21 protein-coding genes are annotated in these 22,297 nt (G+C 51.6%); 9 read left to right on the top strand and 12 right to left on the bottom strand.

Annotated elements, in window-relative coordinates; all coding sequences use genetic code 11:
• Nucleotides 1-5: 5 nt before the first annotated feature.
• The 3 genes from ACR9YC_RS07790 to ACR9YC_RS07780 form a co-directional block, all read right to left on the bottom strand.
• Nucleotides 6-1,655 carry a trypsin-like peptidase domain-containing protein gene (locus ACR9YC_RS07790; protein ID WP_438725999.1) on the bottom strand — a complete coding sequence of 550 codons (1,650 nt, stop codon included), beginning with the start codon at nt 1,653-1,655 and terminating at the stop codon, nt 6-8.
• Nucleotides 1,656-1,817: 162 nt separating this feature from the next.
• Entirely contained in the window at nt 1,818-3,368 is a 1,551-nt protein-coding gene (locus ACR9YC_RS07785; protein WP_438725997.1) for a S1C family serine protease, read from the bottom strand.
• 73 nt (nt 3,369-3,441) lie between these two features.
• Nucleotides 3,442-5,625 (bottom strand): primosomal protein N', encoded by a 2,184-nt coding sequence (locus tag ACR9YC_RS07780; protein ID WP_438731692.1) that lies wholly within the window; start codon nt 5,623-5,625, stop codon nt 3,442-3,444.
• Between the two features lie 191 nt (nt 5,626-5,816).
• Here ACR9YC_RS07780 and fsa point away from each other — a divergent pair, with 191 nt between their 5' ends.
• Nucleotides 5,817-6,470: a fructose-6-phosphate aldolase gene (gene fsa, locus ACR9YC_RS07775; RefSeq protein WP_438725995.1), complete on the top strand. Its 654-nt coding sequence runs from the start codon at nt 5,817-5,819 to the stop codon at nt 6,468-6,470.
• Nucleotides 6,471-6,533: 63 nt separating this feature from the next.
• Here the strand turns inward: fsa and ACR9YC_RS07770 are convergent, their stop codons facing one another.
• Nucleotides 6,534-7,736 (bottom strand): penicillin-binding protein activator, encoded by a 1,203-nt coding sequence (locus ACR9YC_RS07770; RefSeq protein ID WP_438725993.1) that lies wholly within the window; start codon nt 7,734-7,736, stop codon nt 6,534-6,536.
• 41 nt (nt 7,737-7,777) lie between these two features.
• Between ACR9YC_RS07770 and rsmI the strand changes: the two genes are divergently transcribed.
• Genes rsmI through gshB form a run of 3 tightly spaced genes read left to right on the top strand, consistent with a single transcriptional unit; the run spans nt 7,778 to nt 9,972 of the window.
• The gene (gene rsmI, locus ACR9YC_RS07765; RefSeq protein ID WP_438725991.1) at nt 7,778-8,620 is read left to right on the top strand and encodes a 16S rRNA (cytidine(1402)-2'-O)-methyltransferase; all 843 of its coding nucleotides are present in this window, start codon (nt 7,778-7,780) and stop codon (nt 8,618-8,620) included.
• The gene (locus tag ACR9YC_RS07760; RefSeq protein ID WP_438725989.1) at nt 8,620-8,988 is read left to right on the top strand and encodes a YraN family protein; all 369 of its coding nucleotides are present in this window, start codon (nt 8,620-8,622) and stop codon (nt 8,986-8,988) included. The genes rsmI and ACR9YC_RS07760 overlap by 1 nt, the downstream gene beginning before the upstream one ends.
• A 39-nt stretch (nt 8,989-9,027) precedes the next feature.
• Nucleotides 9,028-9,972 (top strand): glutathione synthase, encoded by a 945-nt coding sequence (gshB, locus tag ACR9YC_RS07755; RefSeq protein WP_438725987.1) that lies wholly within the window; start codon nt 9,028-9,030, stop codon nt 9,970-9,972.
• A 7-nt stretch (nt 9,973-9,979) separates the two neighbouring features.
• Here the strand turns inward: gshB and ACR9YC_RS07750 are convergent, their stop codons facing one another.
• Both ACR9YC_RS07750 and hemW read right to left on the bottom strand, forming a co-directional pair.
• Entirely contained in the window at nt 9,980-10,882 is a 903-nt protein-coding gene (locus ACR9YC_RS07750) for a tyrosine recombinase XerC (RefSeq protein WP_438725985.1), read from the bottom strand.
• 27 nt (nt 10,883-10,909) lie between these two features.
• Nucleotides 10,910-12,121, bottom strand: coding sequence for a radical SAM family heme chaperone HemW (gene hemW, locus ACR9YC_RS07745; RefSeq protein WP_438725983.1), 1,212 nt, complete (start codon nt 12,119-12,121; stop codon nt 10,910-10,912).
• Here hemW and ACR9YC_RS07740 point away from each other — a divergent pair, their 5' ends adjacent.
• Complete coding sequence (locus ACR9YC_RS07740) at nt 12,122-12,733, top strand: CAP family protein (protein ID WP_438725981.1); 612 nt, start codon at nt 12,122-12,124, stop codon at nt 12,731-12,733.
• A 21-nt stretch (nt 12,734-12,754) separates the two neighbouring features.
• Here the strand turns inward: ACR9YC_RS07740 and ACR9YC_RS07735 are convergent, their stop codons facing one another.
• Together ACR9YC_RS07735 and rph are read right to left on the bottom strand one after the other, a co-directional pair.
• Complete coding sequence (locus ACR9YC_RS07735; RefSeq protein ID WP_438725979.1) at nt 12,755-13,393, bottom strand: non-canonical purine NTP pyrophosphatase; 639 nt, start codon at nt 13,391-13,393, stop codon at nt 12,755-12,757.
• A gap of 58 nt (nt 13,394-13,451) precedes the next feature.
• The gene (rph, locus tag ACR9YC_RS07730) at nt 13,452-14,171 is read right to left on the bottom strand and encodes a ribonuclease PH (RefSeq protein ID WP_438725977.1); all 720 of its coding nucleotides are present in this window, start codon (nt 14,169-14,171) and stop codon (nt 13,452-13,454) included.
• Nucleotides 14,172-14,324: 153 nt separating this feature from the next.
• Between rph and hrcA the strand changes: the two genes are divergently transcribed.
• Nucleotides 14,325-15,368, top strand: coding sequence for a heat-inducible transcriptional repressor HrcA (gene hrcA, locus ACR9YC_RS07725; protein WP_438725975.1), 1,044 nt, complete (start codon nt 14,325-14,327; stop codon nt 15,366-15,368).
• Between the two features lie 26 nt (nt 15,369-15,394).
• Nucleotides 15,395-15,994 (top strand): nucleotide exchange factor GrpE, encoded by a 600-nt coding sequence (locus tag ACR9YC_RS07720; protein ID WP_438725973.1) that lies wholly within the window; start codon nt 15,395-15,397, stop codon nt 15,992-15,994.
• 3 nt (nt 15,995-15,997) lie between these two features.
• Here ACR9YC_RS07720 and ACR9YC_RS07715 read toward each other — a convergent pair whose 3' ends face one another.
• Genes ACR9YC_RS07715 through ACR9YC_RS07700 form a run of 4 tightly spaced genes read right to left on the bottom strand, consistent with a single transcriptional unit; the run spans nt 15,998 to nt 18,974 of the window.
• Nucleotides 15,998-17,413 (bottom strand): MATE family efflux transporter, encoded by a 1,416-nt coding sequence (locus tag ACR9YC_RS07715; RefSeq protein ID WP_438725971.1) that lies wholly within the window; start codon nt 17,411-17,413, stop codon nt 15,998-16,000.
• A 42-nt stretch (nt 17,414-17,455) separates the two neighbouring features.
• A complete protein-coding gene (locus ACR9YC_RS07710; RefSeq protein WP_438725969.1) occupies nt 17,456-18,043 on the bottom strand; it encodes a hypothetical protein in 588 nt (195 codons plus the stop codon).
• A 12-nt stretch (nt 18,044-18,055) separates the two neighbouring features.
• Nucleotides 18,056-18,499, bottom strand: coding sequence for a vgr related protein (locus ACR9YC_RS07705; protein ID WP_438725967.1), 444 nt, complete (start codon nt 18,497-18,499; stop codon nt 18,056-18,058).
• Between the two features lie 16 nt (nt 18,500-18,515).
• On the bottom strand, nt 18,516-18,974 hold the full coding sequence (locus ACR9YC_RS07700) for a copper chaperone PCu(A)C (RefSeq protein ID WP_438725965.1): 459 nt from the start codon (nt 18,972-18,974) through the stop codon (nt 18,516-18,518).
• A gap of 162 nt (nt 18,975-19,136) precedes the next feature.
• Here ACR9YC_RS07700 and dnaK point away from each other — a divergent pair, with 162 nt between their 5' ends.
• On the top strand, nt 19,137-21,059 hold the full coding sequence (gene dnaK, locus ACR9YC_RS07695) for a molecular chaperone DnaK (protein WP_438725963.1): 1,923 nt from the start codon (nt 19,137-19,139) through the stop codon (nt 21,057-21,059).
• Nucleotides 21,060-21,170: 111 nt separating this feature from the next.
• Nucleotides 21,171-22,289 carry a molecular chaperone DnaJ gene (gene dnaJ / locus ACR9YC_RS07690; protein WP_438725961.1) on the top strand — a complete coding sequence of 373 codons (1,119 nt, stop codon included), beginning with the start codon at nt 21,171-21,173 and terminating at the stop codon, nt 22,287-22,289.
• Nucleotides 22,290-22,297 lie beyond the last annotated feature (8 nt).

The raw sequence follows: 22,297 nt of genomic DNA, 5'->3' as shown, positions 1-22,297 counted from the left end.
CCTATTCAGCGGCAATTATACACCAATTTCTCGCTATATTGCGGCAAGATAGAGTCTATTTCCGCCTGTTGTTTGCCCAGACGGTCTATTGCGTCATCACTGGCTGTGCAGGATTTTGTGTCAATTTGGGCCCGCATGTCGCGCACATCTTCTATAGCCGAAAGACTGAGCGCATATTTTTCTAGCACTAGCTCCGATTGACCGGGTGAGAATGTCAGGCGGGATACTGTCCGGTCCTGATTTGGCACCAGCAAGCGGCTCCATTTGCCCGCCTCATCCGTGCGGGCATATTGGGTTTGACCATTGACGCAGCCACCATCTTTCCAATTGAACGGAATGTCGTCAGTCACAGTCGTCGTTATTCGGCTGCGGCTACGGTCGATAACACAGATGAGATCGCCTTCAATTCCACTGCTATTTGCAGCAGGGACCGCGCCTTCATCCTCCTCCTCGTCTTTGGCAGAACTATGAGGAAGGACAAACTCCTCATCTGCCGGCACATCGGATAATAGGCTGTCGCTTTCGCTGTCTGTACTGGCAATATTCTGGCTCTGAATGCGGCTTTTGATTTCACGATCACTTAATTCTGGCCGCTGTAAAAATGCTAACAATCCTCCAAAAACCATCAAGGCACCCACAGATAAAAGAATGACGCCCATTGTCTGATTATTCTGCTTTTTCCCTTTCCCTTTCCCTTGAGAAATAACCATCAGTCCGCCGCCAATAGCCAATGCGCCGCCAACCAGCAAAGCCATGGCAAGGAATAGCAATTGCTCCCGCTCGGCAGATATTTCACGCTCAGCAGCTTCCTCTGCTCTTTCTTCTGCTTCCCGCTGTTCTGCTGCTAGTCGGTCAGCTTCTTCTTTTTGCGCGCGTTCTTCGGCATTTTTGCGTTCAGTCTCTATCGCAGCAAATTCTGCAGCCGTGATGCAGCGCTCTGCGATGGTTTGGACGGTCACACCTGCACGGCGCAGAAACCGCATTAATTCACGCGCGGAGCTGGCAAAAGCGAAAGAACTGTCTCCGCTCTCATTGGCGGTCTGGAAGGTGTTTACGCCCAAAACTCGGCCGCATTCGTCAACCAACGGTCCGCCGCTATTGCCGCGGGCAATATTGGCATTGTGGATCAAGGCTTCGATATTGTTGATATCGCGAATATTGCTGAAATTGCCTTCAGCCAGAACCGGCTCTTGCGGTGTTATAAAGCCCCGAATGCTGCGGATGGTTGCTTGATCGACATTGCCGGGATAGCCCAATGTTGCAACATCAGTGCCGCTTTCCAACGTGCCAGAAAAGATTGTGAGAGGTGGCAAATTGGCATTGATTGCGGTTAGCAGTGCCAGATCTTTGCTGGCATCAAAGGCTTCAATCCGTGCGAGAAATGGTTTGCTACCCTCTGATGGGACAACCACAAGCAAAGAGTTGCGGGGATATTGCCGTGCCAACCGCACGACATGGGCATTGGTGACAATTTTATCAGGGCCCACGGCAAAACCGCTGCCAAAGCTTTGACCGGAACGTCCATCGGACAATTCGGTGGCAACAATAACCCTTGTTACTCCGCGCTTTGCGACATCAACATCATTGGCCTGTGCCGGATTCCCATCTGGGAAAGCCAGAAAAACCAAAAAACCAAAGATCAACGCCCTCAACATGATCACCCCCTCTTTGCGAATCACGATATGCTACCAGAATGTAATATCTTTTGACGACAATATATTGATAGATACGTGCATGGCCGCTGGCCACACTGTGCCGCCCTCCATCAATACGTAAAAGCCGGTCCAGTTAAAACTAGAAGAAAGCGCGGCTATATTTTACTCTTCTGGTGTGCAGGAAAACACCAATATTTCATTTGGTGATGAGGGTAAAAATTCTTCCAATCTGGATTGGAAACCTTGAAGCTCATTGCGCTGCTGAGCATTGGCTGGACATTGTAAATCCCCTAAAGCCTGGCGCATATTGCGCGCATTTTCCATCATGGCACGATCCACTAAATAGCGTGTGATGCGAAATTCACCATTATTGGGGTCGAAGCTGTTTATCGAAATCGTCTGTTCATTATTAGGAACAAAGACACGCTGCCAATTATTTCCATCACGCGCATAAACCGTCCGTTCGTTGACACAGCCATCAGGCTGCCAACGCAAGGACAATTCGCTAATATTGCTCACCGTCATACGGCTACGTTCGCGGTTAATTTTGCAGATGTTATTGCCCACCGCTTTGCTGCTGGACTGCGTTTCGCTGGTTTCTATATCTGTTGCATCGCGGGCCGCGGCCAATCGTTCCAGAAACTCATCATATGATGGGCGCAAATATAGGGAAACTGTTGCCGCTATGAGTGCAACCAGTGTTCCAGCAAGGGCGATTCGCATGGACGCCATGTTGGGCTGACTGAAGAATATCAGCGCGGCACTGCCGCCAAAGCTGGCGAGAAGGGCAAAACCAATGGCAATCAGCAGATAATTTTCCCGCTCGCTGCGCAATTCTTGATCCACCTTGCGCGTCATTGCTTCTTCCCGCTGGCGGCGCTGTTCTGCTTCCAATATTTGTGATGTGTTCTGGCTGGTCAATTGCGCCAATGTTCGCTGTGTCTCGGCTTGGCTTATCTGACTGGACGAGAGGCAAGGGCTGGCAGATATTGCTGGAGCAATACCCGCGTCCCGCAAAAAGGGAATAATTTCGCGGTTTGATACAGCGAATGCGAATTCTGCGTCACTTCCGTCTGACAGGGTGCCAAAGCTGTTGACACCCACAACGCGGCCGCAATCATCTACCAATGGTCCACCACTATTGCCCTGCGCCATGGGCGCTGTGTGCAGCAACGAATCAAATTCCTTTGGGCTGCGTCCAGCGGATATTGTGCCGGGTGTTTTGACCGGAACGCCTGGCTCTACCAGATCGCCGATGGTGAGACCCAATGCGCGGTCAACGGCTCCTGGATAGCCAATAGCAAATACGCGCGAGCCGTCTGAGGCTTCTGGAGTATATAATGTCAGGCGAGGCAGGCTTCCGCCATCCATGCGGATGAGAGCGAGATCGTTGCGCGGTGAATAGGCAATGACGCGGCCGCCATAGCTCTCACTGCCTTCCGATGGGACAATACCGATAATAATTTCGCTATTCTCAATGGTCGGGGCAACCACATGCGCATTGGTGACGATCAGATTGGGGGCAATCGCAAATCCGCTGCCATGGCCGATAAAGGACACCTGCTCCTGCGTGCGTTCAACCAATATCACCCGCACAACCGAACGCGCGCTTGAGCGAATATCTTCAGGCTCTGCTAGGGCGGGCGAAGTCTGCACCATGACAGCGATGCAAAAGAGCAGCATGGCAAATATTGATTTGGCGCGTCTTGGCATAAATCCCCCCGAGATTATGGCCTTCACTATCGACTGGTACGATGATTACCAGCCGAAAATGATGATTGAGAGGCTATACAAAACTATAAGGGTCAACATCAATCGCTAGGCGAACGTCGCGGGCGATGGTGATATTGGCCAGCCAGTCATTGATAATCTGTTGCAACGGTGTGGTGCGTTTGGCCTGCACCAATAAGCGATAGCGATAGCGGCCGCGCAAAATTGCCAGCGGGGCGGGGGCTGGTCCATAGACATCAAAGCCCTTGAGGCGCGGCGCAGTTTGGCCAAGATGGTCAGCCAGAGAGCGTGCGCTTTGTTCACTCTCTGAAGAAATAATAATCGCGGCCAATCGTCCAAATGGCGGCATCATAGCCAGCTCACGCGATGCGATTTCTGCGGTGTAAAAGCCGTCACGGTCCCCTTCCAGCAATGCCGCCATAACCGGCGTTTCTGGGTTTCGGGTTTGAATATAGACTTTTCCGGGGTCTTCCGAACGGCCAGCACGTCCTGAAACTTGCGTTATTTGTTGGAAGGAACGTTCACTGGCGCGCAGATCACCGCCTTCAAGGCCGATATCGGCATCGACTACACCTACCAAGGTCAGCTTCGGGAAATGATAGCCCTTTGTGACCAACTGCGTGCCGACAATGATGTCGACTTCTTCATTCTCAACCTTTGCAACAAATTCAGCAGCCAGTGCAGGTGACCAAATGGTATCTGACGTCACCAACATTGTCCGTGCTCCGGGGAAATGGGCTTTCACCTCATCGGCAATGCGCTCTACGCCAGGCCCACATGCGACCAGACAATCCTCTTCCCCGCATTCGGGGCATGCTTCGGGAGGAGGCATGACATGGCCGCAATGATGGCAGGCCAGCCTAGCACTTAACCTATGCTCCACCATCCAAGCGCTGCAATTGGGGCAGACGATACGGTGACCGCAGGTGCGGCACAGAGTAAGCGGCGCATAGCCGCGGCGATTAAGGAATAATAAGGACTGGTGCCCATCTGTTAAGTTTTGCTCAAGTGCTTCAACAAGAGGGGGCGCTAGCCATTGGCCGCGTTCTGGCGGTGTTTCGCGCAAATCAACGGCTATAATATCTGGCAATGCCGCGCCGCCATAGCGAGAGGGTAATTCCAAGCGCTTGTATCGCTGCGTTTCCCCCATATGATGGGTTTCGATAGCCGGTGTTGCGCTTGCCAATATGACGGGGCATTTCTCAAACTGGCCGCGCATAACCGCGACATCACGTGCATTATAACGTACGCCATCATCCTGCTTAAAGCTAACCTCATGCGCTTCATCGATGATGATCAGGCCAAGTTCTGGGTAAGGTAGGAAAAGTGAGGAGCGCGCTCCGACCACGACCTTGGCGGTTCCGTTGGCGATGGCGCGCCATGCTCTGCGCCGTTCGGACTGTTTTAAACCGGAATGCCATGCCACCGGCATTGCGCCAAAGCGTTTTTCAAACCGTGCCAGAAATGGTTGCGTTAAAGCAATTTCCGGCAAGAGAATAAGGGTTTGTCGGCCCTGATCCAACGCCTCGGCTATTGCTTCAAAATAGACTTCAGTTTTGCCTGAACCTGTAACGCCATCAAGAATTATCGGTTGGTCTTGGCGAGTCGCTACGGCTTCTCTTAATTCGGCCGATACGGCAATCTGCGCTTCACTGAGATCGACAGGACCAAATTCAGGATCAGGTAGAGGGAAATGGGCTGTTACCGGCACCAAATGACGCTCAAAAAAACCGCTATTGACCAAATTGCGCAATACCGCATCTGAAACATTCGCTTTTTGCGCAAGGTCAGACAGGCTGCCCTGTTGCCCTTGCAAATGCGCATAAACCTTTTCGCGGGCACTGGTCATGCGCTCGGGACGCTGATCATTCAGGCTATATTCCACCATGGGCCGTACATCATTGGCCATTGCAGGACCCGGAACAGCCATGCGCAAAATATTGGGCAGGGGTGCCATATAATATTGCGATACCCAAAGCAGCCATTGCCGCATCTTGGGTGAAAGTGGCGGGATATCTAGTTTTGCTGTCACGGGCCGCAACTTCTTTGCCTCGACCGGCGGGCTTGCCATCGCATTTTCAGACAGGCTCTCATCATCCCAGACAATGCCAGTTAATGCGCGCGGCCCTAATGGTACAGTTACAATATCGCCTGGCGCCAATGTCATGCCGTCTTTGACGCTATAATCCAACGGACCAATAATATTGGTCAGCAAAACGACACTGACACGCTGTTTCAACTTAATATCTTTGCCGGAGTTTTGCTTTTGCTGCTGTTTGTCTTGCGGGCGAGGCTGTCCCTTTGCAATCTCTGAGTTATCACCATGCGCCATAGGCAATCCTATAGCGGCTGATAAGCATGGCCGCTATACCACAGTGCGAATCGTTCCCTATTAAACTGATGCAAAACCCGTTCAGGAGACGCCGGAATATGAAATTTTTTGTTGATACTGCCGATACCGCCGAAATTGCCGATCTGGCTGCCACTGGCTTGCTCGACGGGGTTACCACCAACCCTTCTTTAATCCACAAATCAGGACGGGAATTTATTCCTGTCGTTAAAGAGATATGCGGCTTGGTTGATGGGCCAGTCTCAGCAGAAGTGGTCGCTCTCGATCATGAAACCATGATGAAAGAGGCCGACATTCTGCGCGCAGTGGCGGATAATGTGGCTATCAAAGTGCCATTGACAATTGATGGCCTCAAAACTTGCAAAAAGCTGAGTGATGATGGCTGTCAGGTCAATGTAACGCTTTGTTTCTCTGCCAATCAGGCGCTTTTGGCTGCCAAGGCAGGGGCCGCCTTTATCTCACCATTTGTTGGTCGTCATGATGATAATGGCCTTGACGGCATGCGTCTGATCGAAGATATCCGACTGATATACGACAATTATCTGTTTGATACAGAGATTTTGGTCGCGTCTATCCGCAACCCCATCCACGTGTTGGAATCGGCGCGTATTGGTGCAGATGTTGCCACAATGCCGCCAAGCGTTATTCGCGGGCTCTTCAAGCATGTGCTGACTGATAAAGGCATTGAGGGCTTTATGGCAGACTGGGCCAAAACCGGCCAGACCATTACCTAAGTGCAAGAATAATGGTGTGGCTGCCGCTAAGCAGTCATACCATAATATTCTTCATAAATATTATCAGTTATCGAAACTGCGCGGCGCTGCAGAGATGATAGCAAAGCCGCTTGTGCGCACTTCCTGAACCTCAAGCATACGTTCCGCAACGCCATTACGGCCAAAGCGGAAAGCGCCATCCAAACCGACAAAGCCGCCTGAGTCGCGCAATCTGTCGATAGGAAAAGGTGTGTTCACTTCCCAGTTCCTCGCGATGCGGAAGGTCAGCAGCACACTGTCATAGCCTAGGCTGGAAAGCCGGAATGGCGATGTGCTGAAACGTTCGCGATATTTGGTCGCATATTGTTTATATAATCCGTCCGAAACACTGGCAAACCATGCGCCACGCGCAGAAGGTGCGCCTTGAAGGTTATTGTCAGTATTCCACAATTCTGTGCCCAATATACGTGCATCTGGGCCGCTGCTCTGCCGGATAAGCGGAATAGCGCGAATCGCTGTCTGACCGCTGTCCGCGATCAGCAGGGCATCATAATTTTGTGCATTGCGCATTTTATTGATGGCTGAACGCAGCGATGCACCTGTGCGGTTATAGCTTTCCATTCTGACGACTGAACCGCCCGAATTGTTTACAGCGCGCAGCAAAGCAGAGGCAGAGCGTTGGCCATAAACGCCTTCTGGTGTAAGGCCGGCAAAGCGTGAAAGCCCTTGCGAGCGTGCATAAGCAACGACCCGTTCAACAGACTGATCCGGCACAAAACCCATGATAAAGGTATTGGTGCCAGCAACACTGACATCATTGGAATAGCTGATAATGGGTACGCCAGCAGGGCTGGCCACGCGAGATGCCGCGCGGACATTATCTGCCAATAAGGGGCCCAAGATAAGGCTGTTGCCATCTGCAATGGCCTGTTTCGCAGCGGCACCAGCGCCTTTGGCGGTGTCATAGCGGGTTATGCGAATATTATCAGCCTTGGTATCAAGCAGAGCCAATGTCGTCGCATTCGCCAGAGAGAGGCCAATATTGGAATTTGACCCAGTCAATGGCAGCAAAAGTGCGATCCGGTGGCGCTGATTGTCTGCTGCTACCACATTGTCGATGGGTTGCTCGCCAGTATCGGGCGCTTCAACAGGCGTTTCAGATGTGCGCGGCCCATCGCCAGATGGTATTATCGATTTACAGCCTGCCAGTGCCAGCAACATGGTTGCGGCAATTGCCAAACGTCCTTTACGGCTCCAGCCAGAGATTTTCACTTGTTCGTTCCCCACCTTATGGTCCATGCCCAAATTTATTGCGTCATTGGTGACTTATGAATCATGAACTTGAACCCGGTCTGTACATTGTTGCGACCCCAATCGGCAACCTTTCTGATATTAGTGGACGCGCAATTGCGACGCTTCGCGATGTAAAATTTATCGCATGTGAGGATAGCCGGGTGACTGGCAGGCTTTTGCGGCACATTGACGTCACGACGCCAACATTGCGTTATAATGACCATAGCAAGGTCGCAGACCGTGAAAATTTGCTGGCTTTGGCAAGTGAACACGCCATCGCTTTGGTTAGTGATGCGGGTACGCCGCTTATCAGTGATCCCGGGTTTAAGCTGGTGCGGGCGGCACGTGAAGCGGGCGTACATATTCATGCCGTACCGGGGGCAAGCGCCTTTGTGACCGCTTTGGTTTTATCGGGTCTGCCCAGCGATCGTTTCTTATTTGCTGGCTTTTTGCCCAACAAAGCCAAGGCCAGAAGTGATGAATTGCAGCAATATACTGCCCTTAATGCAACGTTGATATTTTACGAATCTGCGCAGCGGCTTGGTGATGCTCTTGCCGCCATGGCCGATTTATGGCCAGGGCGTGAAGCTGCGGTAGTGAGGGAAATCACCAAGAAATTTGAAGAATGCCGCAATGGGACTTTGGCCGAGCTTGCTAAATATTATGGCCAGAACAGCGTGAAGGGTGAGATTTGTATCATTGTCGGTCCGCCTATTGTGGTGGCGGCTAAGGTTGATGATGAGGCAGTGCAAAAGGCGCTGGCCGATGCATTGAACAATATGTCTACTGGCAAGGCAGCGTCGCATGTTGCACAGCTTTTTGGCCTTGATCGTAAATCGCTTTATGATGCGGCTTTGACCATCAAAAAGGGTGTGTAATGCCCGGCTATAACCGCCGTCAGAACGCTGAAAAACAAGGCAGACGCGGCGAAGCGCTTGCCGCATTCTATTTGATGATGAAAGGGTGGCGGATTGTCGGGCGCAGAGTGAAAACTCGGCGTGGTGAAATTGATCTTATCGCAAAACGCTTCGGCACCGTGGCCTTTGTAGAGGTGAAACGGCGGAGCAGCGCTGCGGCCCTGCGCGATGCTATAGACCATCACCGGCTGAAAAGGGTGGCGGCGGCTGCGGAGTCAGTAGCGCATCTTTATGCGAGCAAAGGCGAAAGCGTGTCCATTGACGTAATATTGGTTGCACCGCGCCGCTGGCCGCGCCATTTGGTGAATGTCTGGCATGATGGCCATTAGGTCAGGTGCCAAATCACTATGTTTTGCGGAGAGAATAAAATGGCATTGCGCGTTGCAGTACAGATGGACCCCATTGAAAGCGTTAATATTCAAGGCGATTCCAGTTTTGCATTGATGCTGGCTGCACAGGCCCGCGGGCATGTGCTTTTCCATTATGATGTTGAAACCCTGACCTATGAGGCTGGCCGTGTGCGCGCTAAGACCCATCCTGTGACGGTACAAAAGGTGCAGGGCGACCATTTCACCAAAGGCGATGCTGTCACACTCGATCTGGGCCGCGATATTGACGTCATTTTGATGCGGCAAGACCCGCCTTTTGATCTGGGCTATATCACCGCAACCCATTTGCTGGAGCGATTAGCGGGCGAAACATTGGTGATTAATGACCCTGCTTCAGTGCGCAATGCGCCTGAAAAGGTGTTTGTGCTGGATTATGCGGAGTTTATGCCGCCAACGCTCATCACGCGCTCACTGGACGAGGTTCGCGATTTTCAGGCAAAGCATGGCGCTCTTGTGGTGAAGCCGCTGCACGGTAATGGCGGAAAAGCGATATTTCAGGTGCCTGCGGATGGTAGCAATCTATCGGCATTGATGGAGATGTTTAACCAGACCTGGCCTGAACCGCATATGGTGCAACCCTTCCTGCCCGAGGTCCAAGAGGGTGATAAGCGCATTGTTCTGGTCGATGGCGAAGTGGTCGGCGCAATCAATCGTAAGCCCGGGGAAGGGGAGTTTCGCTCCAATCTGGCGCAAGGCGGCTATGCAGAAGCCACAAAGTTGACTCCAAGAGAGCAGGAAATCTGCGACGCCATGGGCCCTGAGCTTAAAAAACGCGGATTGGTCTTTGTGGGCATCGACGTGATTGGTGGCAAATGGTTGACCGAAATAAATGTGACTTCACCAACTGGAATAGTTGCCATTGATGACTTTGATGGTGTGAACTGCGGTGCGATGATTTGGGATGCAATAGAATCCAAGTTATAATTTTTAATCAAGCTCTTGGGTGCGCATTTTCATAGACATCCAGAAGTTGCGCCGCATCCACTTTTGTATAAATCTGCGTTGAGCTAAGGCTGCTATGGCCGAGTAGCTCTTGCAGGCTGCGCAAATCTGCTCCTGCGCCGAGTAAGTGCGTGGCAAAACTGTGTCGCAGGGCATGGGGGCTGGTGCCATCTGGCAGGCCGAGCGCAGTGCGTGCCGCTTGCATGGCGCGCCTTATGATCGCTGGGTTCAACCGGCCACCGCGCGCGCCGCGGAATAATGGGCCGGTTGTGTCTATAAATGGGCATTGCTCGGCATAGCCATGGATAGCATCGCGTACAGTATCCAATAAGGGAACAACGCGTTGCTTATTGCCTTTGCCAGTCAGAACCAGCGTTTCGCCAAGGGGCAAGGCATCGCTATTCAGGGAGAGCGCTTCACTAATCCGCAATCCAGCGCCGTATAGCAATAACAGAATAGCCCAGTCTCTCGCTTGCAGCCATGGTTCATCATGTAAATCACGCACAGCGCCCGCCAAGAGCATGACGGCATCGGGGGTGACAGCGCGCGGCAATGTTCGCTTCAGCCTTGGGCCACGCGGCATAGGTTTGGCTTTTGGGGGTTTCTGACCTGACAATTCACATTGCTTTGCGGCAAAAGCTACGAAATTGCGGATGACTGACAGTTCACGTGCAATACTGCGATTGCCTATGCCGTCCATCCTGCGTGACGCCAGAAAGCTGCGGATCTGTTGCGGTGACAAAGCGGCTATGCTCTGCCAGTCTGATAATGACGGCACGCCTTCCATAAGTCTTTGCGCCGTAGCGACATAAGCACGCACAGTATGTGGTGACCTGCGCTTGTCACGCTGCAAATGCTCTTGCCAGCGGGTGATAACCATGGATTGGCTCATGTGAACAGCCTAACAGCCTTTATAGGATTAGACCATAGTTTGCGGGCTGAAACGCAATATCTGCGCTAAGATGCCATCCAGCAATAATCTGCTTTCATCATTTATGTTCAATATATTGCCATTGAAAGTGCAGATATTTTGGGAGGTCAATATAGCAAGGCTTTCCATATCAATAATATTCTCTCTCGCAAGCTTGAAGCGCTGCTCTAAAGCATGTAAATCAATGCCTTCCATTAACCGTAACCCCATTAGGACAGCTTCTTGCGCGGCCTCTATTGGCGTCAATAGATTTTCAACCTTCATACCATGTTGGTTGCGCTCAATGGCGGAGAGATAATTTTCCGGTTTTTTATGACGCTCGGTTGCCATGCCGCCACGCCGCCCATGTGCGCCAGGGCCAATGCCAGCATAGTCACCATAACGCCAATAGGTCAGATTGTGGCGGCTTTGCTGCTGTGATGCGGCATAATTGCTGATTTCATAGGCATTAAGGCCGGCTGCCTGCGTTTGCTGAGCGGTTGCAAGATAGAAATCAGCGGCGCGTTCATCATCCATCGGCGCAAACACATTACGGCGTACATCGCTGGCAAAGCGGGTATTGGGCTCTATGGTAAGTTGATAGAGCGATAAATGCCCCGTTCCAAACGCCAATGCCTTGGCGAGCATGGCCTGCCAGTCTTCCAATGACTGTTCGGGCAGAGCGTAAATCAGATCAAAGGTAACGCGCCCAAAGTGGGTCTGTGCAGTGTCCAGCGCTGCTAAGCCTTCTTTTGCCGAATGGGCGCGGCCTAAAAAGCTGAGTTCAGCATCATCAAAGCTCTGCATTCCCAAAGAGACACGGTTGACGCCCGCCTGTGCAAGGTCAGCAAAGCGAGCGGCCTCAACCGAAGATGGATTGGCCTCTAACGTAATTTCTATATCATCAGAAAAGCGCCAATGAAGTGCTGCTTGCGCAATGATGTCGCTCACCAGCTCGGGGGGCATCAGGCTGGGCGTACCACCGCCAAAAAAGATGCTAGTGAGTGTCCGGTCGGGCAGCAAAGCCGCCTCATGAGCCATATCGGCCAATAATGCATGGCGCCATGACGTCATGTCTATTTTGTCACGAACATGGCTGTTAAAGTCACAATAAGGGCATTTTGACACGCAAAAGGGCCAATGGATATATAGCGCCAAATTGTTGCTTTGTGCCGCTTGCATTTGCGTAACGTTCATATTTGTTGGTGTAGATATGGCCATATGAAACGCGCTCTTATCCTTTTGGCCGCTCTTACGCCAGTAATGCTTGGCTGTATTCCCGCTGGTAATCCCACTACTGAGGCAAGCACAGCTAGCCGATCGCCGTCCCAGTCGCCGCCAATTATACAATCCGCCTATGACGGCAGTGAGGCACGGCGCAGTGATAGCGCATTGAAGCAATCTATGATGACGCGCCATAATGCCGCGCGTCGGGCCGTCAATGCCCCGCCTTTGGTTTGGGATAACGCGCTGGTCGCATCAGCAAAGACCTATGCAGACACTTTAGCGCGTACCGGCCGCTTTCAGCATGACCCCGCCAATGGCGGCTATAATGCTGAAGGAGAAAATCTGTGGATGGGCACGCGCACTGCCTTTTCCTATGACGAGATGGTCAATGCTTGGATTGATGAGCGCAAAGACTATAAAAATGGCATATTTCCCAACAATAGCCGCACCGGCAATTGGGGCGATGTCGGCCATTACACCCAAATTATTTGGCCAAGCACCACGAAAGTCGGCTGCGCACTCTCCAGCAATCGGCAAAATGACTATCTGGTCTGTCGCTATAGCCCCGGCGGCAATATTGTCGGCCGCGACCCGCTAAAAGGTTGAGTTGGGCTAATATATGTTAGTTTAAAATACCATAGCGACCAATTTGGCAAAAGCCGCCGCACGGTGATCATATTCCAGCTTATGTTCCGGGCCCAACTCGGCATAGCTTTGTTTAAAACCTTGAGGCACAAAGACCGGATCATACCCAAAACCCAAGGTTCCACGTGGTGGCCATGTCAGATGACCCTGAGCGCGGCCTTCAACGACCAATTGCTCACCATCGGGCCAGACCAAGGCAAGGGTTGATACAAAATAGGCGCTGCGGTCCGCATCTGGCCCCAATTCCGCCAATTTGCCCTCTACCTTGCCCATTGCCAGATACCAGTCACGGCCCGGACCACCCAATGCGCCAGCTTCAAATGGCTGTCGTTCAGCCCAATCCGCAGTATAAACACCGGGCGCACCGCCCAGAGCCGCAACACATAGCCCACTATCATCCGCTAATGCGACACATCCGGTTGCGTCACAGGCTGATTGTGCCTTGATCAGTGCATTTTCGGCAAAGGCCGTGCCTGTTTCATCCGGCTCATCCAGTCCCAAATCACCTGCTGCCTCGGTCGTCATGCCATATGGCGCCAATAAGGCATCAATCTCAGCCAGCTTGCCCTTATTATGGGTGGCGATGATCAGGCGGCCGGGTGTGAGTTTGCGCTGGGTCATATTTCTCTCATGCCGCCATACCGGAATCCCTCCAGCATGACGGCATATTGGCTGGTGATTAGCTGGTCGCTTTTTCTTGGGCGGCAAAAATATCCGTGCAGCCCATGCGTGCAAGGCGCAACAATCGCAGCAACGCTTCCTCATCATAGGTCGCGCCTTCCGCTGTTGCTTGCACTTCTGCGATATTGCCATCGCCTATCAATACAAAATTGGCGTCAGCATCGGCGTTGCTGTCTTCATCATAATCCAGATCGAGAACCGGCGTGCCTTTGAAAATACCGCAGCTAATAGCGGCAATTTTTTGGGTGATAGGGTCTTTGTCTATCAGCTTCTGGTCAAGCAATGTATTGACGGCAAGGCGGAGCGCCACCCACGCACCAGAAATAGAGGCCGTTCGGGTGCCGCCATCAGCCTGAATGACGTCGCAATCCAATGTGATCTGCCGCTCACCTAAGGCTTTCAAATCCACAACTGCACGTAAAGAACGTCCAATAAGCCGCTGAATTTCTTGTGTTCTGCCAGATTGCTTGCCTCGCGCGGCTTCGCGTGAACTGCGGGTATGGGTAGAGCGTGGCAGCATGGAATATTCTCCAGTAACCCAGCCTTCGCCCTTGCCGCGCAACCATGGCGGGATACGCTCTTCAATACTGGCTGTGCACAAGACTTTGGTATGGCCAAAGCTGATCAGGCAAGAGCCTTCCGCATGTTTGGTATAGCCGGTTTCAACAGTGATTTCGCGCATTTCGTCGGGCGCGCGGCCTGATGGGCGGGTAGACATTGGGTGATTCTCCTGATGATGGGTCTTGGTGCAGTGCGTTATAATAAGTCGCCTTGCCTGGCCAGCCGATTTATTGCCGCTTGCTTGGTCATTGATGCTAATTAACTGGCTGTAGAACTTGAGCAATAGCCTGACACACTCTAGATAATGCCCATGACAGAGACCCCATTGCATGATCTTGATAGCCGTACACGTGATATCTTCCGCGTCGTTGTTGAAAATTTTATTGAAAGCGGCAGCCCTGTCGGATCGCGCACTATCTCCAAAAATTCTGACGTCAATCTGTCACCGGCGTCAATTCGTAATGTTATGCAAGACCTTGAAGAAGTTGGATTATTGGCCGCCCCGCACACAAGTGCTGGCCGTATGCCCACGGAATTGGGGTTGCGGCTGTTTGTCGATGGCATGATGCAGGTTGCCGAGCCGAGCGCTGAGGAACAGCTGATTATATCGCGGCAAATGGTGGGTGATGGACCGATACAGGATGCGCTGGCTGCTGCGACTACAGCTTTGTCTGGCCTGTCAGCCTGTGCAGGTGTGGTCATGGTGCCGCAACGTGAACCTATATTGCGTCAATGCAGTTTCGTGCGGCTGTCCGACTATCAAATATTGGCGGTTATTGTCGATCAAGACGGCAGCGTTGAAAACCGCATCCTGCATGTCGATGCGCCTTTGCCTGCCTCTGCCTTGGAGCAAGCGGCCAATTTTATTACAGCCAATTTTGCTGGACGGAGCCTGTCGGAAGCCAAATCGGCTATGCTGGACGAGATTATGAAAGAACGCCGCGCAATTGATGCGGTCAGCGCTGACTTAGTGGCCAAAGGTATTGCCATCTGGTCGGAAGATAGCAGCGAGCGGCCTGTGCTTATCGTACGCGGTCAGGCAAATTTGCTGGATAATGAGGCCGTGGCTGATCTGGAACGTGTTCGCAAATTGCTGGGTGAATTGGAGGAAATGCAGGAGATAGCGGGTTTGTTGCAAACCGCCCGTGAAGCAAAATCAACACGAATTTTCATTGGCGCAGAGAATAAATTGTTTTCGCTTTCTGGTTCGTCTGTGATAGCCGCGCCCTACAGGGATGGGGAAGGGCGTGTTGTTGGTGTTGTCGGTGTTATTGGCCCGACAAGGTTGAACTATGCCCGTGTCGTACCCATGGTGGATTTCACAGCACGCAGTCTGACAAGCCTGCTAAAATAATGCTTAGAAAGTTTTGACGAGAGACAATGACAGAGAACGACAAAGATACACAATCAGACGCAACCATGGATGCGGAAGCCGCTAAAGAGATGGAAGGCGTTCCAGAGGAATTGCGCGATACCGGCGATTGTGCAGCAGATGTAGCCGATGAAGAGGCTGATAAAATCGCTGCGCTAGAGGCGGAGCTGGCAGAAGCCAAGCAGCAGGCCCTATATGCCCACGCCGAAACGCAAAATGTGCGGCGGCGTATGGAAAAAGAAGCGCAAGATGCGCGCAATTATGCCGCTACTGGCTTTGCCCGCGATATTCTTTCTGTGTCAGACAATTTGGCACGGGCGCTGGAAGCAATCCCTGAAGAACTGCGCGAAGATGAAAAATGGAAGGGTCTTGTCAACGGTTTGTTGGCAACAGGCCGTGAACTGGAAACCGTTTTCACCAAGCATAATATCACCCGCATTCCAGCTATGCATTTGCCGCTAGACCCCAATCAGCATCAAGCAATGGTCGAAATCCCGACCGATGAGCATGAACCAGGCATTGTGGTGCAGGAGATGCAGACCGGTTATATGATTAAAGACCGTTTGTTACGCGCAGCCTATGTCGGGGTCGCGAAAAAGCCAGAATAAGCATTATTGGGCGCTTGGGACCAAATCCAAGCGTCCGCGCATCATCCAGCGCGTAACCATCAGCACGGCAACCACCGATAATCCGGCAGCCAGGCCTGTCCATAGACCCGCACCGCGCCATCCTGCGCCAAAGCTTAGCCATGCGCCGACGCCTATGCCGATGCCCCAATAGCCAAAGGCGGCGATAAACATCGGCACACGGGTATCATGCAGTCCGCGCAGCATGCCCATGCCCACAACCTGCGCTCCATCGACAATCTGGAAAATGGCAGCAATGAAAAGGAATTCTATCGCCAGCGCCAATACGGCGTCTGCATCAGCATTGCTGCGATCAAGAAACAGGCTGGCAAGCGGGCTAGGGAAGGCCAGGATAAAGAGCGCCATTAAGACCATAAAGCCTGTGCCTAGGTAAAAACCGGTCCAGCCTGCACGCGTAATCAGGACACTGTCTTTGCGGCCATAGCCTATGCCAACGCGCACCGTGGCCGCCTGACCAAGCCCCATGGGCACCATGAAGCTAAGAGATGCAATTTGAATAGCGATGGCATGAGCGGCAATGGAAATGGTATCGAGCCGGCCCATGAGCAACGCTGCAATGCTGAACACACCGCCTTCTAGGCCAAATGTCACGGCTATAGGCAGACCCAAGGCCCAGGTTTGGCGGAAACGGGGCCAGTCTGCTCGCCAGAAATTGCCCAGCAGGTGGTAGCGCCGAAATTGCTTATCGCGCCCGATGACCACCATCATGGCAATGAACATGGCGCTGTTGCTAAAGATTGAGGCAAAACCTGCACCCACTACTCCAAGGGCGGGAAAGCCGTAATTGCCAAAGATCAGCAGATAGTTGACCATGATGTTGACCAACACACCACCAATGCCGATCACCAGCGACCAGATAGGCCGCTCCAGTGCCGATAGGAAATTACGCGCTATGATGAGCAACAGGAAAGGCAGCACAGAGAACATATAGGTGCGCACATAATCCTGCGCGATAGAGGCAATCTCTGGCTTTTGGCCCAGCAGGACCAGCCAATATTCCGTCCACCACAGCACCAGCCATATGGGCACTATAATAGAAATAGCCACCCAGCAGGATTGGCGGAATGTGCGCCGTACATCGCGTACGGAGTTAGGTTTGCGACCTATCTCACTGGCCATCATCGGTGCAGAAGCTGTCACCAGCCCCATGCAAAAAATTGCAGCGACCATATTGAAGTTAAAACCAATGGACGCACCAGCAAGGTCCGCCGCACCCAACCAGCCAATCATCAACACGTCGCTGGCACCAATAAGCGCCATGGTCAAATTGGTCAGTACCAATGGCCATGCAAGCTCCACCATAGCGCGCAGCTCATGCCGCCAACCACTTGATCGCGTAGCGTTGGGTGACTCAGCCTTGATCGGTGATATTTGTTTCATCAACTGCGGATACCGTCACCCGCAGCAAATGGAAGCATCAATTTACGAAAACAGCGGCAACATATAGACAGTAACATATCGGATAATAAGAGCAGACAAGAGGGCAATATGGATAGGCCGCGAGCGTGAAAATATTGTACCCAGCATCAACAGGATAAGAATACCTGTCAATATCAGGTTCAGCGGTGCCAGTATCCTTGCGGTCATTTCCGGCTGGACTGCGTAGAATATATATTGGAAAATCACGAGGAAAAGCAGCAGGCTAATTATCGGTATGCGGACACGAAAGTAATAAGCGTCAAAATCGGTATCATGCGATATCTTGTCCGGGAAGGTGAGATAAGCAGCAAGATAATAGCAGGAAGCAAACAATGTCATCAGCATTAGCGAAAATGTTGAAATGCTGACCAATTCCCTTGCAACCCACGCACTATACCAGAAACTCAACAGATCCAGCATTACAAACAGGCCCAGTAATGGCGTCAAAATGCCAACAGGATGGCCACTTTGTTCATCATCACTCAACCTTAACCGCATTTTCACGGTGCGCCCAAGACCTTTGAGCAGCTCAATCATCGAAAAACCGAGCAAAAGGCTATATAGGGCGAAGAGAAATTCGAATTGGGTCAATGCTTTTGTCCGTTAAAAAGTTCCAAAGGGTATGATGTGGGCATATTGAGTCAGATCAGGGGCCCCGGCCACTGTTCCGCCCTCACGCAACATATAGGCATGACGAACAATTTCTGCCTGCTGCTCAAGACCATAGCGTTCTAATGTCCATCCGGGTTTTAAGCTATAGTCATAGCGGCAAAAGGCATGGCGTTTAAGCGGTAGGAAGATACCTTTCTGATATTGCCAGACATGCACCAGTTCATGCACGAACAGACCGCGCAGGGCCAGATGCGCGGTGCTGTAATCATCCATCCATAATGTGCTGCGCGGGTGGAAATGGATATTGCCCATAGGCGCCATGACCGTTTTGCGCGGTTGAAATGGAAACCATTTGCTGCGGCATATCTGCGTTTTGTCGCAGTCTATCGCATCGCCAAAGACAGAATGGGTTATTGCGACTTCACCATCAGTCATAGCTCTGCGCATAGAATTAACCGCCGTTCGCTGCGTTACCAATGGATTTGGTCGCGGCATCAACCGTCAATGTTTCGCCATTGTCAAAGCGCAAGGTCATAGTCACTTGCTGTTGCGGCTTCACATCCTTCAAACCAAATATCATCGCATGTTTGCCGCCTGGTGAAAATGTTAGTGTTTGCCCGGACTTAATAGGAAACGCATTGGCCGAGTTCATTCTGGTGACACCATCTTTCGAGATTGTTTCGTGCAACATCACTCTCTCTGCGCCAGGAACTTCAACATCGGTCAAAATGGTATTGATACCTTTGGATTCCAGTATGAAATATGCAGCAGCAGGCCTGCCCGACACAGGCGAGAGGACGATTTGCGCGTCAGAGACGATCAGCTCTTTTGTATTTTCTTGTTGATCTGACTGACAGGAACACAAGACAGTGGCCGACAGGACCAAAGCGGGAATGTTGAAATGTTTCACTATTATTCTCTCATAATGGGGCAGTAAGGGAAAAATCTCTTTCACCCTAATTATCAGTAGCACTTGTGCCAAGCAAAACTGCTCCTATATCGCGATTGGGAAGGGCGGGCTTGTCGTTACGACAGGCCTATCTTGTTATATCTAAATGAGATTGAGGATCTTATGGCAAAAGTTATTGGTATCGACCTTGGTACAACCAATTCATGCGTCGCTGTTATGGACGGTGACAAGCCCAAGGTTATTGAAAATTCTGAAGGTGCGCGGACAACGCCATCTATCGTAGCCTTCACCAAAGATGGTGAACGTCTGATTGGACAACCTGCCAAGCGGCAGGCCGTAACCAACCCGGATAATACAATCTTTGCGGTGAAGCGTCTTATCGGGCGCCGGTTTGATGACCCGTTGACCAAGAAAGATATGGAACTTGTTCCATACACCATCGCCAAAGGTGCAAATGGTGACGCTTGGGTGAAAGCCGGTGGCGAGGATTATAGCCCGTCACAAATTTCTGCTTACACGCTGCAGAAAATGAAAGAGACAGCAGAAGGCTATTTGGGCGAAACAGTGACCCAAGCGGTTATTACTGTTCCTGCCTATTTTAACGATGCTCAGCGTCAGGCGACCAAAGATGCAGGCAAAATTGCCGGTCTTGAGGTTCTGCGGATCATCAACGAGCCTACAGCGGCTGCTCTGGCCTATGGTTTGGACAAAAATGACGGCAAAACCATTGCTGTTTATGACCTTGGCGGCGGTACGTTCGATATTTCGATTTTGGAAATCGGCGATGGCGTCTTTGAAGTGAAAGCCACAAATGGCGATACCTTCCTTGGCGGTGAAGATTTCGACTCCAAAGTTGTAAAGTTTTTGGCTGAAGAATTCCAAAAAGCTGAAGGCATTGATCTTACAAAAGACAAACTGGCTTTGCAGCGTTTGAAAGAAGCTGCGGAGAAAGCCAAAATTGAATTGTCATCGGCACAAACAACCGAAGTCAATTTGCCGTTCATAACAGCCGATCAAAACGGTCCTAAGCATTTGGTGAAGACCATTAGCCGGTCCGACCTTGAAAAAATGGTTGCTGACTTGATTAAACGGACGCTTGATCCATGCAAAAAGGCGCTGACCGATGCTGGCATTTCTGCCAGTGAGATTGACGATGTCGTCATGGTTGGCGGGATGACTCGCATGCCGAAAGTCCGAGAAGTTGTGAAAGACTTTTTCGGCAAAGAACCGCATACTGGTGTGAACCCTGATGAAGTGGTCGCCATGGGCGCAGCTATTCAGGCCGGCGTTTTGCAAGGCGATGTTAAAGATGTCTTGCTGCTCGACGTGACTCCATTGTCACTCGGTATCGAAACTCTGGGCGGTGTTTTTACCCGCATGATCGATCGCAACACAACCATCCCGTCGAAAAAATCGCAAACCTATTCGACGGCTGATGATAATCAGCAGGCCGTGACCATTAAAGTGTTCCAAGGCGAGCGCGAAATGGCAGCCGATAATAAGCTGTTGGGCAATTTCGATCTGTTAGGCATTCCGCCTGCACCGCGCGGTGTTCCGCAGATTGAAGTGACCTTTGATATTGATGCCAATGGTATTGTGAACGTTTCTGCCAAAGACAAAGGCACAGGCAAAGAGCAGACCATCAAGATTCAGGCATCGGGCGGTCTTTCAGATGATGATATCGAGCAAATGGTTCAGGATGCAGAGAAATTTGCTGAAGAAGACAAGCGGCGCCGTGAAGCGGCCGAGGTCAAGAACAATGCAGAAAGCCTAGTTCACCAGACCGAGAAGCAGTTGAGCGAACATGGTGACAAGATTGATGATGCTCTGAAATCAGAAATCGAAGCTGCAATTGCTGAGACCAAATCTGCTGTTGAAGCCGAAGATGGCGAGGCGATGAAGGCCAAAACCGAAGCGTTGGGTCAGATTGCCATGAAGCTGGGTCAGGCCATTTATGAGCAGGAACAAGCGGCTGGCGGTCCAAGCGAAGCCCCAGAAGCAGCACAGGATACGGCGAATGACGATGTTGTTGATGCCGAATTCTCTGAAGTTGATGATGATGAGGACAATAAGGCAGCGAGCTAATCGTTGACCTATGCCGATCTGTGGAACGATCTGACACTATATCTGTCATATCGTTCCGCTAAGGCATATTGTTTTCATCTCACCGCATGATGCGTCAGGAAATTCACTGATATGGTTGCTGAGACTGACTTTTATGATTTGCTGGGCGTTGCCCCTTCAGCGGATGAGCGTGAGCTGAAATCTGCCTATCGTAAGATGGCGATGAAATATCATCCGGATCGCAATCCCGGTGATGCAGATTCCGAAGCAAGGTTTAAGGCTGTTGGTGCAGCCTATGAATGCCTGAAAGACCCACAAAAGCGTGCGGCCTATGATCGCTATGGCAAAGCTGCCTTTGAAGAAGGCGGTTTTGGTGGTGGTGGACGCGGCGGCCCCGAGGGTTTTTCCGACATTGGCGATATTTTTGACACTATATTTGGCGGTGGTTTTGGCGGCGGCGGGCGCCGTGGTCCGGCACGTGGTGCTGATTTGCGTTATGATCTGGAGATTTCTCTGGAAGATGCATTCCATGGTAAATCAACCGAAATACATGTCGAGGTAGCTGCACAATGCGGAACCTGTGCTGGCAGCGGGGCAAGCCCCGGTACCAGCAGCCGCAAATGTAATCTGTGTTCCGGCACGGGCAAAATGCGTGCGCAACAAGGGTTTTTCGTGGTTGAGCGGACATGCCCAAATTGTCATGGCCGCGGTGATGTTATTGAAAGCCCATGCGGTGATTGCCGAGGCGAGGGGCGGATTGATGAAGCACAGACGCTAAAGGTCGATATTCCTGCCGGTGTTGATAATGGCACCCGCATTCGCCTGAGCGGCAAAGGTGAAGCAGGCCCGCGCGGCGCATCGCCCGGGGACATGTATATTTTCATCCATGTTACCAAACACAGTATTTTTGAGCGTGAAGGCTCATCGCTTTTTGCTCGTGTTCCAATCAGTTTCACTAAAGCTGCTTTAGGTTGTGATATCACCATTCCTGGAATGGATGGCAAGGAAACCAAAATTTCTATCCCAGCCGGCATTCAATCCGGCAAGCAATTGAGCCAACGCGGCGCAGGCATGCCTGTCTTGCAAGGGCGGGGCCGCGGCGATCTGGTCGTGCAAATTGATGTTGAGACACCAACCAAATTGAGCGCGCGGCAGAAAGAATTGCTGCGTGATTTCCAAGAAACCGAAACGGGTGACGAATGCCCGAATTCGCGTGGTTTCTTTGATAAGTTGCGCGATATTATAAGCTAGTAACAACA

The organism is Parasphingorhabdus sp. DH2-15, from assembly GCF_051668705.1.
Lineage (GTDB): Bacteria > Pseudomonadota > Alphaproteobacteria > Sphingomonadales > Sphingomonadaceae > Alterisphingorhabdus.
Note: the sequence above shows the minus strand (reverse complement) of the source record. Positions and strands in the feature narration are given on the sequence as shown.